11 protein-coding genes are annotated in these 13,639 nt (G+C 65.5%); 6 read left to right on the top strand and 5 right to left on the bottom strand.

Annotated elements, in window-relative coordinates; translation table 11 throughout:
- The first annotated feature begins 39 nt into the window (after positions 1–39).
- Complete coding sequence (locus ACMGEZ_RS02405; protein WP_436820638.1) at positions 40–1,716, top strand: amidohydrolase; 1,677 nt, start codon at positions 40–42, stop codon at positions 1,714–1,716.
- A 1-nt stretch (position 1,717) separates the two neighbouring features.
- Entirely contained in the window at positions 1,718–2,692 is a 975-nt protein-coding gene (locus ACMGEZ_RS02410; protein ID WP_436820639.1) for a CobW family GTP-binding protein, read from the top strand.
- 36 nt (positions 2,693–2,728) lie between these two features.
- Here the strand turns inward: ACMGEZ_RS02410 and ACMGEZ_RS02415 are convergent, their stop codons facing one another.
- The gene (locus tag ACMGEZ_RS02415) at positions 2,729–3,619 is read right to left on the bottom strand and encodes an FkbM family methyltransferase (RefSeq protein WP_436820640.1); all 891 of its coding nucleotides are present in this window, start codon (positions 3,617–3,619) and stop codon (positions 2,729–2,731) included.
- 198 nt (positions 3,620–3,817) lie between these two features.
- Here ACMGEZ_RS02415 and ACMGEZ_RS02420 point away from each other — a divergent pair, with 198 nt between their 5' ends.
- Complete coding sequence (locus ACMGEZ_RS02420; RefSeq protein ID WP_436820641.1) at positions 3,818–4,216, top strand: VOC family protein; 399 nt, start codon at positions 3,818–3,820, stop codon at positions 4,214–4,216.
- 286 nt (positions 4,217–4,502) lie between these two features.
- Here ACMGEZ_RS02420 and ACMGEZ_RS02425 read toward each other — a convergent pair whose 3' ends face one another.
- A complete protein-coding gene (locus ACMGEZ_RS02425; protein ID WP_436820642.1) occupies positions 4,503–5,432 on the bottom strand; it encodes a LysR substrate-binding domain-containing protein in 930 nt (309 codons plus the stop codon).
- A gap of 115 nt (positions 5,433–5,547) precedes the next feature.
- Here ACMGEZ_RS02425 and phnA point away from each other — a divergent pair, with 115 nt between their 5' ends.
- Genes phnA through ACMGEZ_RS02440 form a run of 3 tightly spaced genes read left to right on the top strand, consistent with a single transcriptional unit; the run spans position 5,548 to position 9,429 of the window.
- Entirely contained in the window at positions 5,548–6,774 is a 1,227-nt protein-coding gene (gene phnA, locus ACMGEZ_RS02430) for a phosphonoacetate hydrolase (RefSeq protein ID WP_436820643.1), read from the top strand.
- Between the two features lie 15 nt (positions 6,775–6,789).
- Positions 6,790–7,764 carry a Bug family tripartite tricarboxylate transporter substrate binding protein gene (locus ACMGEZ_RS02435; RefSeq protein ID WP_436820644.1) on the top strand — a complete coding sequence of 325 codons (975 nt, stop codon included), beginning with the start codon at positions 6,790–6,792 and terminating at the stop codon, positions 7,762–7,764.
- A 9-nt stretch (positions 7,765–7,773) separates the two neighbouring features.
- Positions 7,774–9,429 carry a Na/Pi cotransporter family protein gene (locus ACMGEZ_RS02440; RefSeq protein WP_436820645.1) on the top strand — a complete coding sequence of 552 codons (1,656 nt, stop codon included), beginning with the start codon at positions 7,774–7,776 and terminating at the stop codon, positions 9,427–9,429.
- 51 nt (positions 9,430–9,480) lie between these two features.
- Here the strand turns inward: ACMGEZ_RS02440 and ACMGEZ_RS02445 are convergent, their stop codons facing one another.
- The 3 genes from ACMGEZ_RS02445 to ACMGEZ_RS02455 all read right to left on the bottom strand — a co-directional run bounded on the left by ACMGEZ_RS02445 (position 9,481) and on the right by ACMGEZ_RS02455 (position 13,629).
- Positions 9,481–10,428 carry a tripartite tricarboxylate transporter substrate-binding protein gene (locus ACMGEZ_RS02445; RefSeq protein ID WP_436820646.1) on the bottom strand — a complete coding sequence of 316 codons (948 nt, stop codon included), beginning with the start codon at positions 10,426–10,428 and terminating at the stop codon, positions 9,481–9,483.
- Positions 10,429–10,457: 29 nt separating this feature from the next.
- The gene (locus tag ACMGEZ_RS02450; protein ID WP_436820647.1) at positions 10,458–11,354 is read right to left on the bottom strand and encodes a LysR family transcriptional regulator; all 897 of its coding nucleotides are present in this window, start codon (positions 11,352–11,354) and stop codon (positions 10,458–10,460) included.
- 133 nt (positions 11,355–11,487) lie between these two features.
- On the bottom strand, positions 11,488–13,629 hold the full coding sequence (locus tag ACMGEZ_RS02455; RefSeq protein ID WP_436820648.1) for an LVIVD repeat-containing protein: 2,142 nt from the start codon (positions 13,627–13,629) through the stop codon (positions 11,488–11,490).
- Positions 13,630–13,639: the final 10 nt, after the last annotated feature.

Here is a 13,639-nt window from a genome sequence, read left to right on the forward strand (position 1 = left end):
CATCACGTTATTTTTCCTTTCCTCGCCAGGTACTTCTTCATGAGCGCGACCACCGTCTACCCCGCCCGCAAGATCATCACCATGAACCCGATGCAGCCCGAGGCCACGCACGTGGCGGTGCGCGACGGCCGGGTGCTCGCGGTCGGCACGCTGGAAGCCATGCACGCCTGGGGCGCGTTCGCGCTCGACGAGCGCTTCGCCGACAAGGTGCTGATGCCCGGCCTGGTCGAGGGCCACTGCCACCTGAAGGAAGGCAGCATGTGGGACTGGACGTACCTGGGCTGGTTCGACCGACGCGACCCGGAAGGCAAGACGTGGAGCGGCCTGCGCTCGATGGACGCCGTGGTCCAGCGCCTCGCCGAGGTCGACGCGCAGATGAGCGCGGCCGGCCGGCCCGCCACCGAGCCGCTGATCGCCTGGGGCTTCGACCCGATCTACTTCGGCGGCGAGCGCATGACGGTCGAACACGTGGACCGCGCGAGCAGCACCCGCCCGATCGTCATCGGCCATGCCAACGGCCACCTGATGAACGTCAACACGGCCATGCTGCGGCTGGCCGAGATCACGCGCGACAACGAGGTCGAGGGCGTGGTCAAGTTCGCGGGCGGCGAAATGGCCGGCGAGCCCACCGGCGAGCTGCAGGAGCCGGCCGCGATGTTCCTGGTGCTGCGCAAGATCGGCAACGCCGGCCTGCTGGCCCCGATGACCGCAGAGGGCGTGCGCTCCTTCGGCCGCCTGGCCTGCATGCAGGGCGTGACCACCGCCACCGACCTGGTCAACAAGCTGACCGAGGAAGACTGCCGCGTGCTCGAGACCGTGACAGGAGACGAGGGCTTCGGCGTGCGCATCCTGCCCGCCTTCCAGGCCTTTCACGGCACGCACGGCGCGGCCCTCGGCGCCGAGCACGTGAAGAGCCTGATGCCGCGCAACACCGACCGCCTGCGCTACGGCCTGGTGAAGATGATGCTGGACGGCTCGATCCAGGGCTTCTCGGCGCGGCTGCGCTGGCCCGGTCACTTCAACGGCGCGCCCAACGGCATCTGGGTGACGGCGCCGGCGCAGTACGAGGCCGACTTCGAGGCCTATCACCGCGCCGGCCTCACCATCCACACGCACACCAACGGCGACGAGGCCAGCGAGGCGGCCGTCGACGCCATCGAGCGCGTGCTTGCCCGCGCGCCGCGGCCCGACCACCGCCACACGCTGCAGCACGGCCAGATGATCGATGCGCCGCTCTTCCGCCGCATGGCCGCGCTGGGCCTGTGCGCCAACCTCTTCGCCAACCACATCTGGTACTGGGGCGACCAGCACTACGAGATGACCATGGGCCCCGACCGCGCCAACCGGCTCGATGCCTGCGGCAGCGCGCTGGCGGCCGGCGTGCCGCTGGCCATCCATTCCGATGCGCCGGTCACGCCGCTCGGGCCGCTCTTCACCGCCTGGTGCGCGGTCAACCGCGTCACGCCCAAGGGCCGCGTGCTGGGCGAGGCCGAGCGCATCGGTGTGCCGCAGGCGCTGCGCGCCATCACCCTCGGCGCCGCCTGGACGCTCAAGCTCGACCACGAGATCGGCAGCATCGAATGCGGCAAGCGTGCGGACTTCTGCGTGCTGGAGGAAGACCCGCTGGCGGTCGATCCGATGAAGCTCAAGGACGTTCGCGTGTGGGGCACGGTGCTGTCGGGCCGCGTGTTCGAGGCCGAGGCACGCGGGAGCTAACGTGAAGCCGCGTCTGCCGCTCACCGTCATCGGCGGCTTCCTGGGCGCCGGCAAGACCACCCTCGTCAACCGCTGGCTGCGCGAGGCCGACGGGCGGCGCATCGCGGTGCTGGTCAACGACTTCGGCGCGCTCAACATCGACGCGGCGCTGATCGCCGGCACGCGCGGCGACACCATCGCGCTCACCAACGGCTGCGTATGCTGCCAGATCGGGGACGATCTCTCGCGTGCACTGATCCAGGTGCTCGAATCGGGCACGCGCTTCGACGCGGTGGTGATCGAGGCCAGCGGCGTGTCCGACCCGTGGCGCATCGCGCAGCTGGGCATGGCGGCGCCGGAGCTGGCGCTGGAGGGCGTGATCGTGCTGGTCGACGCCGCCGCCGCGATGGCGCAGGCGCGCGATCCGCTGCTGGCCGACACGATGGAGCGCCAGCTCAGGGCGGCCGACCTGCTGGTGATCAACAAGGTCGACAGCGTGAGCGCCGACGAGCTGGCGCGCGTGCGCGAATGGGTGTCGTCCGTCGCGGGCCGCACGCCGCAGTACGAGACCTCGCATTCGGAGCTGCCGCGGGTGTTGCGCGAAGGCTTGTCCTTGTCCGCGGCGCGCGAGGCCGGCGGCTGCGCGGATGCAAGCTGTACCCACGCGGACCATGCGCACCACGATCACGCGGCGCACGCCCACGGCGAGAACCACGGTGAGCTGTTCGACACCTGGTCCTGCAGGCCGCGGCAGCTCTTCGACGCGGATGCGCTGCGCGCCTGGCTGCGCGACACGCCGCCCGGCTTGCTGCGCCTCAAGGGCGTGCTGCGCACCGGCGATACCGCCTGGTCGGAGATCCAGTTCGCAGGGCGGCACGGCGCGCTGCGCAAGGCCGAGGCGCCATCGGACGGAGCGGCCGTGGTGGCGATCGGCTTGCGGGGGCGCTTGCCCATTGCGGCGTTGGAGGCAGTCTTCGCCGCACCGGCATCACGGTGAAGCCCTGCGGCACGCCCGGCAACCAGCGAACCGGAGTCATACGAGCAGCAGATCGTGCTGACCGTTGCCCGATCCCAGCCGGGCCGCGAGGCCGTCGAGCACCTCGACCGAGAACGGACGAAACGTATTGGCCGGCTCGTTCAGATCACAGAACGAGGTGTAGCCGGCGGTCTGGAGCGCGTGCCTGAATCGTTGCATGCCGCCGCTGCGCAACAGCCCACCGGGCCAGAACTTCACGACGAGGGGAGGCTTGCGCTGCAATGTCCGGCTTCCCCCTGCCAGCACATGGCCGTCGTAACCCTGGGTGTCCATCCACACCAGCGTCGAACCTGGATCCACACCCTCTGCAATCCGGTCGAGGCTTTGCGATGGCACCTCGATGCTCTCTTGGCCGGCGTCACTGCCGTCGCTGCAGTAGCGCACCCTGTGATTTCCGAAATTGATGTTCGCGAGTTCGAAGGAGAGGGTTTCGTCGTTCTTCTCCCCCAGTGCAATGTTGTGCGTTGCGATTTCGGCCGAGACCCGGTTGACCTCGACATTGGTCCTCAGCAGCGAATAGTTCAGCGGCTCCGGCTCGACAGCGATGGCCTTTTCGAACAGCCCTCGCTTCACCGCAGGGATGCAGATCGTTCCGATGTTCGCGCCGATATCGACCAGCAAACTCAGGCGGCGTCCGCTCAGCAGCGAGGCGACCCGGTGCAGCATGGGGAAGTTGTAAGGCTCGCGATGCTTGAACAGCCACTGCCCTATGACCTGGTCGCCCGCCGAGACAACGAAGATTTCGGATCGGCAGGCGGCCAGCAGCAAGGCTTCGGGTGGTGCCGTGTCCCAGAGGAGGCGCGCCACCAGCGGGCTGTGAAAAAAGCGATGCCGGCCGAAGCTGCGAACCGATTTGAGAACGCTGCGATAGACCTGATTCTTCAACATAGGCGTCAGCTCCGTTCCATCTGGTTGCTGCGGTGCGGCATGCACTATCGCAACAGATGCGGAAATTAGCATGAAATCTGCAAACTAACGTCTACATTTCGGCACCAAACCTGAGCGATATGGCGCTTCGCATGCTTCCGATGCGTGCCTAAACTCGCTCGACCATCACATTCGTCACAAGTTGGAAAGGGCAAATGAATGTTCAATCACGTCATGGTTGGCAGCAACGACATCGAACGCTCCAAACGTTTCTACGATGCGGTTCTTCGCGTGATCGGCGCGCAAGGCGAGCCTGTCCGCAACGTTGCAGCGACAGGTCATGTTCGCCTGTTCTACCGGCACGGTGGCAACACGCTGGGCATCAGCCAGCCCATCGACAATCAACCTGCCACGTGTGCAAACGGAGGAACGATCGCATTCAAATGCGAGACCCCGGAGCTGGTGAAAGAGTTTCATGACACGGCGGTGGCACATGGCGGCGTCTCCATCGAAGACCCGCCAGGGCTGCGCGACGAGGCGTTGGGCAAGTACTACCTTGCCTACGTGCGCGACCCCGATGGAAACAAGCTTTGCGCCATTCACCGCGTGCGTTCCTAGACTTCGTCACCACGGGTCGTGAACAAATCTCTTGCTCGCATCCATCTCGGCATGGTCGTTTTCTATGCACTCCTCGTGCTGCTGGCCTGCGTCGTACATCTCGAGGGCGACAAGCCGAGCGGCATGGGCGTCCTGATACTTGCTGCGGTCTTTGGCATCCCGCTCCTGCTGCACTACCTGGCGATGCGCGGCGTTCGAGCAGGCAAACGGTGGGGACGAAATCTCTCTCGAGTGCTGGGCGTGTTGATGCTCTTCGCAGTGCCCATCGGGACGATACTCGGCGCATTCATGCTGATGCGAACCGGAAAGACCGATTGGCAACAGTCCGCTGTCGACCAAAGTCGTTCTCGAACTCCTTCGATGACGTAGCGGAGCACTGCTCGAGCCAGGCTTGAAACTCGCGGAGGTGCTTCGGCTTGTCCGAATCCAGTGGAACGATCGAGAAATAGGTGCTGCCTGGCACGAGCGCGCCGGAAAAAGGGGTGCAGATCCTGCCGGCGTCGCGGTCCGCCGAGAGTGTGGGAAATGTGCCGACGCCGAACCCCATTCCGTCGACGATTGCCTGCAGGGTGACAAAGAAGTGGTCAAAACGCAGTTGCTGTGCCGAGCGCAGCTCGCGGTAACCCACGGCACTGAGCCATTCTTCCCAGTCGCCCGGCCTGGATTCCGTGAATAGCAGCGTTCTCGATTGCAGATCGGCCGGGCTGCGCAGCGCTCGCTTCTTGACCAATGCCGGGCTCGCGATCGGCGTGCTCCATTCCTGGAAAAGTGGCGTCACCTCGAACTGGCTCAGGTCGCCCGGCGAGCGCCGTATCGCGAGGTCGAAGCTGCCCTTGAACATCGGGTCGCTGCTGAAGGCGGTGGAGACGCGCACCTCCGTCTTGGGATGGCGCGCCCGGAATTCGCCGAGCCTGGGGATGAGCCACCGCATCGCGAAGGTTGCCGGTGCATTGACGCGCACGACCTTGCTGGTGAGCAATTTGCCGTAGCGCGTCGACGCGTCGGTGATGTGGTCGAAGGCGGCGCTGATCTCGCGTGCAAAGGCCTTCGCATGCTCGGTGGCCACCATGCGCTGGCCTTCCTTTCGAAATAGTGGCTGGCCCAACGCTGCTTCCAGGAGCTGGATCTGGCGGCTGACCGCGCCATGCGTGAGATGAAGCTCGCGTGCAGCGTCGGTGAAACTGCCGGCGCGTGCGGCGACTTCGAAGACGCGCAACGCGTTGAGTGGCGGCATGGAATGCGGCATGGCGAAGCGCTCCGTCAGTTTTTCTCACATGAATCGCAATATTAGTCGATAGCGTCAGGAATGCTCACGACCTAGAGTCGCGGGCATGAACCCCACATCCATCACCGTCAACAACCGCTCCTATCGCCTGCCTCTCACGCCCACCGTCGTGGTCTGCGTGGATGGTTGCGAGCAGGACTACATCAACCAGGCCGTTCAGGCGAAGGCCGTGCCATTTCTCGAATCACTCGCGCGGCGGGGGACGGTGCTGTCTGGTGACTGCGTCATGCCCTCGTTCACGAACCCGAACAACCTGTCGATCGTGACTGGGGCGCCACCCAGCGTGCACGGCATCTGCGGCAACTACTTCTTCGACCAGGAACAGCAGAAGGAAGTGCTGATGAACGACGCCAAGTACCTTCGCGCGCCCTCAGTCCTGGCCGAGATGGCGGCGGCCGGCAAGAAGGTCGCGGTCGTCACGGCCAAGGACAAGCTGCGGTCGCTGCTCGGACACGGGCTGAAGGGCATCTGCTTCTCTGCCGAGAAGGCAGACCAGGCAACCATGGAGCAGAACGGCATCGACTCACTCATCGCGAAGACCGGGAGGCCGCTGCCCTCGGTCTACAGCGCGGACCTCTCCGAGTTTGTTCTTGCAGCGGGCGTGATGCTCATGCGTACCGAACGGCCGGACTTGATGTACTTGTCGACGACCGACTACGTGCAGCACAAGGCCGCCCCCGGCACGCCCGACGCCAACGCCTTCTACGCCATGATGGACGGCTACCTCGCCCAGCTGGACGCGATGGGTGCGGTGATCGCCATCACGGCCGACCACGGCATGAACGCCAAGACCGATGCGCTCGGGCGCCCCAACATCGTCTTCCTGCAGGACGTGCTGGACGCAGCCGGCGAAGACGGCAAGGGAGGCCGCGTACTCCTGCCCATCACCGATCCCTACGTCGTCCACCACGGCGCGCTCGGCTCCTACGCCACCGTGTATGTCTCCGACGCCGCGCGTATTCCCGTCATGGCCGAATTGATCGCCTCCATCGACGGGGTCGAGGAAGTGCTGAGGCGGGAGCAGGCCGCAGCGCGGTTCGAGCTTCCACCCGATCGCATCGGCGATCTCGTCGTGCTGTCGCATCGCCTCACCGTGCTGGGTACCTCGTCGGACAAGCACGACCTTTCCGGTCTCTCAGTGCCGCTGCGCTCGCACGGTGGGCTGTCGGAGCAGCGCGTGCCGCTGCTCTTCAACCGAAGGTTGCGCCCAGTACCGACGCGGGGGCTGCGCAACTTCGACGTGCTCTCGCTGGCATTGAACGACCTCGGCTAGAAACGGAGACACACGATGAGATACCCACGTCTGAGAATGCTCGCGGCGTTGGCCTTGGCGAGCGCAGCCATTCAGCCCGCAACGGCGCAGTCCTTTCCGTCGAAACCGGTGCGCATGGTCGTCGGCTTCGCACCCGGAGGCTCGACCGACAAGCTGGCCCGCGTGCTCGCACAGGCCATGACCGAGACGCTCGGACAATCGGTCATCGTCGACAACCGGCCCGGTGCAGCAGGCAACCTTGCGGCTGAGCTGGCGGCGACTGCGGCACCCGACGGCCACGTGATCTTCATGGCGACGCTCAGCAGCCAGTCGATCAACCCGCACCTCTACTCGAATCTCAAGTTCGACCCGGTGAAGAGCTTCGAGCCCATCATGCTGGTGGCCAAGTACCCTCTGCTGCTCATGGCAGCGCCCGAACTGCCTGCGAACAATCTGCAGGACTTCATCGCCTACACCAAGGCAAACCCGGACAAGTTGCATTTCTCCTCCGCCGGCACCGGCTCGCCGGGCCATCTCGCGGGCGAGATCTACAAGTCGATGACCGGCGTGGAAGCCACCCATGTGCCCTACAAAGGCGGCGGGCCGGCGATGCTGGCCGTGATGTCGAACGAGGTGCAGTTCGCCTTCGAAACCATCCCGAGCGCCATCGGACAGGTGAAGGGCGGCAAGCTGAAGGGCTTGGCCGTGACTTCCGACGAGCGCTCCGCCGCGGCACCCAACCTTCCCACGATGAAGGAAGCAGGTCTCAAATCATTTTCCGTGACCTCCTGGGCGGGGCTTCTCGCGCCGGCGAAGACGCCGCAGGCCGTGATCGACAGGTTGACCGAGGCGACCCGGGCCGCCCTGCAGCGGCCTGCAGTGCGCAAGGCACTCGCCGACGACGGCGCGGAACCCGGCGGCGGCAATCCGACAGACTTCGCGCGCTTCATGGCAAGCGAGACGCGCGCCTGGGGCGAGGTGGTGCGTGCTGCTGGCGTCAAGATGGAATGATCGGCGACGATGGCGCAGCTTTTGAACCTGCTCGCTGCGATCGCTCTGCTGATCTGGGCCAGCGGCCTGATGCGCTCGTCGCTGCTGAAGGCTTTTGGTACGCGTCTGCGGTATATGCTCGCGCGCGCTGCGGGAAACCGGGTCACTGCCGCGGGTTCGGGGTTTGCCATCACCGCCGTGCTTCAGTCCAGCACGGCGACTGCGCTGATCGTGTCGGGCTTCGTGGGCCAGCGAATCATGAGTCTCCCACTGGCCTTGGCTCTCATGCTGGGGGCCGATGTGGGAACGAGCGTGATGGCACTGATCTTCTCGTTCGACTTGTCGTGGATGTCGCCCCTCTTCCTCCTGGTTGGTGTTCCCCTTTGCAGAGCTCGAGAAGGGAGCACGGCGGGCCACGTCGGCAAATGCCTGATCGGCGTCGGGCTCATGCTGTGGGCGCTGCACCTCATCGGCGCCTCAACATCGGCACTGACCGGTTCGGCCGTGACGCGTTCCCTGCTCGCATCGGTCAGTGGCGATCTACTGCTGCTGATCACCGTGGGTGCGGCACTCACCGTATCCGCCTATTCGAGCCTTGCCATCGTGATCCTCACAGGCACGCTCGCGGCGACCGGCGCCATATCGACGCTGGCCGGCCTCGGCCTCGTGCTCGGCGCCAATCTCGGCAGTGGACTATTGGCCGTCATGAGCTCTTCGCGCTGCAGCGTCGAGGAACGAAGGCTGCCCTTGGGCAACCTGCTCTTCAAGGTTTTCGGTGTCGTGTTGTTCGCGCCGTTCACCGCGCTCTGGCTGAACGCCGCCGAAGCGTCGAGCCTCTCGCGCGGCACTGTCGTCGTCGGCTTTCATCTGGCGTTCAACTTCGCCGTCGCCTTGCTCTGCTTGTGCTTCACGGAGAGGTTTTCCGCGGTCATCCAGATCTTGCTGCGCGAACGGTCCGACGCTGCACAAGGGGGTCGACAGTTGCGCCTTCATGCTGATTCGCTGGCCTTGCCGAGCTTGGCCATTTCGTGCGCAGCTCGCGAAGCCATCCACGAAGCGGATCTCGTCGAAACAATGATTCGCGGCAGCCTTCGCGCAATTCAGGAGAACGATTCAGCGCTCGCCCGCCAGATGAGGGCGATGGACGACGAGGTCGACGCGCTGTGTTCGGGCATCAAGCACTACCTGACCCGCCTCTCGCGAAAGACCTTGAGCGCCGAGGATGATCAGCGTTGGACGGAAATTACTGCTTTCGCAATCAACCTCGAGCAAGTGGCCGACATCATCGAGCGTTTGCTGGAACGCATCGAGAAACGCAACATCGCCGCGGGCAAGCAGTTTTCCGCTGCAGGGCTTCGCGAGATCGGGGAGTTGTACGCTCTGACGCTGGCGAACTTGAATCTTGCGATGGCAGTGTTCATCCATCGCAGTCCCCAAGACGCGCGCAACCTCGCCTGCGCTCGAAGGCGGTACGGAGAGCGGGTGAAGGAATGCAGCCATGCCCATCTGGCGCGCTTGACGGATGGAACGCCTGAGAGCATCGAGACCAGCTCGCAGCACCTCGATCTGATCAGCGACCTGGAACGGGTCAACTTCCATGTCTGCGCGATCTCCTCGACTTTCCTGGACGGCGAGGCCCCGGCCCTTTTCAGCCTGCCGCCCCGGTCGGCAGCCTGTAGTCCCTGAGCTGCTCCCGAGGCCGCGTCTCGAGGATCTTGCCCGTCGCCCCGAGCGACATCAGTCCAGCGTGATCCCGGTGCGTCTGGCCAGTGCCGCGTACTTGTCGATCTGCTGGCGCAGGAACTCGGCGAAAGCCGCTGGCGGCTCGACCGAGACGACGAGCCCGCCGATGGCCAGCCGGTCTCGGATGCTCGGGGTCTGCAACGTCCTCGCGATCTCGGCGCCCAGCGCGTCGACGAAGGGCGCCGGCGTGTGAGCCGGTGCGACGAAGCCGTAGAAGCCGTCCAGCTCGAAGCCGGGCAGGAACTCGGCAATGGCAGGCAGTTGCTGAAATGGCGCAGCCCGCCGTGCGCTCGTGATGCCGAACGCCCGAAGGCGCCGAGCCCGCAGGTGCGGCAGCGCCGACTCCAGCGTCACGAAGGCCAGCGGCAAGTCGCCGTTGATGAGCGCGCGGTAAATCTGCGCGCTGCCGTTGTACGGCACGTGTTCGAGCGCGACGTCGGCCTCGATGGCGAGCAACTCGCCGGCCAGGTGCGACACCGACCCCATGCCAAGCGACGCATACTGCAGCGGCGGATCAGCGCGCCGCGCCAGTTTGATCAACTGGCCCACGCTGCGCGCAGCGAAGCCCGGCTGCGTGACCAGCACCACGATCGAACGGCCACCGAGGCAGATGGGCTCGAAATCGGTCAGCGCGTCGTACGGCATCTGTCGACGCATCGCCTGATTGATGGCGTGCGGCGACAGCACCATTCCGAACGTGTTGCCGTCGGGCGCGGCCATTGCCACCGCCCGCGTGCCGATGATCGTTCCGCCGCCCGGCCGGTTATCGACCACCACCGGCCGGTCGAGCGCGCGCGAGATGTCCTTGGCGAGCAGGCGCGCCATGAAGTCGGCAGCGCCGCCGGGAGCCTGCGGCACGATCATGCGCAGCACCTGGGTTGCACTGTTTCCGGCCAGTGCGTCGCGGCCGCACCAGCCGGCGTACGCCATGGCGGCGAGCACCGCGCGCCGCGTTGCAAGCCTGCCGCTGCTCACCTTCGCAGCCTGCGCGATGCACGCCGGAATTCAGCCGCCAGCGCCGCGGCCGGTGCCGTGAGCGGTCGCATCGTCGGAGTCATCAGGTACTGCACGGCCGGCGGCAGATCGAGACGGATGGGCAGGACCTTCAGCAGCCCCCGTTGCCGCAGTGGCTCCATCGCCCCAACGGTGTTCAGCGCGACATAGTCGCTCTGAAGCAGCATGCCGACCAGCGCGCTCGACGAATCGCAATGCGCCACCAGCGTCGGATCAGGCAGGCCGTGCTTGCGCATCAGCGAGACGATCGCCGGCTCGCCGGACGGCCGCACGCTGTACAACCAGCCGTAAGGCGCGAGGCTGGCAAGGTCGCGGGCATTGGCAGCCGGATGGTCCGCGCGCGCGAAGATCCCCAGGTCGGAGCTGCACAGTTGCTCGGTGTGCAGATCGGTCACGCTCTGATCGGTCGGCAAAGGGCCAATCGCGAAATCGATCTTGGCCTCGCGCAATGCCGCGATCGTCGACGACGAGCGGCCGCCGATCACGCTGATCAGCGCGTCCGGCGTGTACTTGCGGAAGCGGGCCACGGCCTCCGACAGCAGCATTGCCTCGGCGGTGGCCGACAGGCCGACGGTGATCAGGTTCTGGCGCTCGCCGCTGAAACGCTCGATCTCTTCCTGGAGGTGGCGCAGCTCCGAATCGACGACGCGCGCGCGGCGCAGCACGATACGGCCGAATTCGGTGGGCTCGACGCCCCGCACGGAGCGCACCAGCAGTGGCACGCCCACCGATTTCTCGAGTGCAGTGAGATTCTTGCTGACGGCAGATTGTGCGAGGCCCAGCTTGCGTGCAGCGGATCGGACACTGCCGGTTTCGACCACTGCAATCAGGTCTCGCAGATGAGCATGGCGCACGTTGTCTCGTTGTTGTCTTCTGAACCTTTCAATTGTCCCACGGTGAGAGGCGCAACGAAGATCTGGATGTCCCTATGTCAGGCAGCAGCCCCCCTGGCTCGTTCAAAGCCGGGGGGGCAGTGACTGAAGTGCGTCAGCTCTTCTGGCTCACCACCAGCCTGCCGCCGCCCGTCATGTAGCCGCTGGACTTGAACGAGCATCCCGACGTGCAGGCGAAGGAGAAGACGCCGTTGTTGCCGGTGTTGTCTTGCACCATGACGCGGAACGTCGCCGGCTGGCCGTCGAAGGTGCCTTCGCCATCGATCTGCACCGAGTTCCTGGTCGCCGTGATCAGGCCATCCGCATCGATGGCCGAGCCGAGTCGCGTCACCGAGCTCAGTTCCGCGGTATGGCCCTGGCCCTTCAAGCTCATGCTCGCCACTGCGGGGGCGCCGTTGCCGTTGCGGCTGGCTTCCACGGTGACATCCAGGGTTCCCTTGTCGGAAGCCACTTGCCCCTTGACGCTCGTGGCGCGGCTCATGCAGGGGTTGTATTCGGGGTTGGTCAGCTCCAGGGACACCAGGCCGCCCTGGTTCCAGCCCGTGTAGTACAGGCAGTTCTCGGCGTCATAGCGCGGGTCGGGGCGGGTGAAGTCCATCTGGTCGTTCGAGTTGGTCTCCTTGACGTAGTAGGCGATCTCGACCGGGCGGGTCGGGTCCTTCCAGTCGACGAAGCGCATGCCGGCATAGGCGCTCGCGTAGATCGCCAGGCGCATGTTGCTGCGGTCATCGAAGTTGAGGTAGTGGGTCATTCCGGCCCAGTCGCCTGAGGCCAGGTTCTTCTCGCAGCCGGCTTGCGTGTTGGCGTCCGACACATAGGTGCCGACGACCTGCGGGTTCTTCTCGTCCGAAAGGTCGATCATGCGGGCGTACGAGCGATGACTGCAGACGCCCGAGGGTGTGCCGCCCAGGCCGCCGCCCGTTTCTTCGGTCGAGAGGATGTACTCCTTGCCGTTGATGTGCTTCACCCACTCGGTGGCGTGGGTCGAGGCCGTCTCGCCGTTGCCGAACTCCGGGTTGATCATCTGCTTCTCGTCGCACCACGAGGTGAAGCTGACGTACTTCAACTTCGGGTTGGCCACCCGGTTGACGATGTCGCTCGAGTCCATGATCAGCAGGCCGTTGCCGCACCTTTGGGTCCGCTCCTCGGGTGCCGTCTTGTTGCCGCCACCCAGCGAGTTGGTGCCGCCATACAGCGCCATGTAGACGCGCGTTCCGGCATTGTTGGTGCTGACGTCGTGGAAGTGGGTGGTGTTCAGGATCTTCCACTTGGGGTTGTCCTGCACTTCCTGCGGCAGCTCCAGCCGGTTCCAGGTCAACAGCGGCTTCGGATTCTTCGGGTCCGACAGGTCGGTCACGTGCATGTCGATGCGATTCTGGGCACCGGCGACGACCTGGTTCTTGTTGCCGTTGACGGCGTTGCCGCTGCCGATGATGGCCGTGCCGCTGAACGGGATGCCATAGTAGGTCTTGGCATCGGGCGAGAGCCAGCCGTCGTGGTTGCCCTGGGGCGTGTTGTAGGTGGTGCTCAGCGGGACCGGGTGCAGGCAGTCGCTGACGTCATACACGTCCAGCGGGTTGGTGCCGGCGGGACCGTTGTCCTTGTACGCGCCCACCATGATGTTGCCCTGGAGTTCGAGCGCCGAGTAGGCGCGGATCATCGCGGGCGTGCGCAGGACCTTCCCGTACGGGTTCGGACTGGGCGGGTCGAAGGAAGCGTGGCCGACCTGATCGTCATCGGGCGCGACTGCCATCTTCGTCGGCGTCTTCATGTCGAAAACGATGGTGCCCACGTACTGCACCGAGTCGTTGATCGGCCTTCTGAAAGCATCGGTGGTGCCGTCGCGGCGGGAGGCGTAGGCACAACGGTCCTTGAGCTGCAAGTCGCCGAAGGCGCCGCGGTCGAACAGCTTGTGCTGGGCGACCTTGCGCGCGCCGCACCAGAACCCCTTGAAGGTGACGTTAGCGCTGGCCCCGGAGACGTCCCCGGTCGGGCTCATTTCCATCAACGGAAGCCCGCCGCGCAGTCCGGTCTCGGGCTGGTCGCCGGGCCCGGCCTCGCAGTAGTCGATCTTGCGCGCCGGGATGGGCTCGGCGGCGACGGGTGAATCCGTGCCGGGCGTCCCGGTGCCCGCGATGGGCAGCACGCCGGCGGAGTTATTGCTGCCGCCGCCGCAAGCGGCGAGCAGCACAGCCGTGGCCAGGGCGGCCATCGACAGCTGGAGTTTCATGTTCACGCGTTGTCTC

It is taken from the genome of Variovorax stachyos (genome assembly GCF_051400855.1).
Taxonomy (GTDB): Bacteria; Pseudomonadota; Gammaproteobacteria; order Burkholderiales; family Burkholderiaceae_C; genus Variovorax.

Excerpts from the sequence above, each read along its gene's own strand:
- ACMGEZ_RS02405 (WP_436820638.1), top strand. The coding sequence starts at position 40 with ATGAGCGCGACCACCGTCTACCCCGCCCGCAAGATCATCACCATGAAC.
- ACMGEZ_RS02415 (WP_436820640.1), bottom strand. The coding sequence starts at position 3,619 with ATGTTGAAGAATCAGGTCTATCGCAGCGTTCTCAAATCGGTTCGCAGC.
- ACMGEZ_RS02420 (WP_436820641.1), top strand. The coding sequence starts at position 3,818 with ATGTTCAATCACGTCATGGTTGGCAGCAACGACATCGAACGCTCCAAA.
- phnA (WP_436820643.1), top strand. The coding sequence starts at position 5,548 with ATGAACCCCACATCCATCACCGTCAACAACCGCTCCTATCGCCTGCCT.
- ACMGEZ_RS02435 (WP_436820644.1), top strand. The coding sequence starts at position 6,790 with ATGAGATACCCACGTCTGAGAATGCTCGCGGCGTTGGCCTTGGCGAGC.
- ACMGEZ_RS02440 (WP_436820645.1), top strand. The coding sequence starts at position 7,774 with ATGGCGCAGCTTTTGAACCTGCTCGCTGCGATCGCTCTGCTGATCTGG.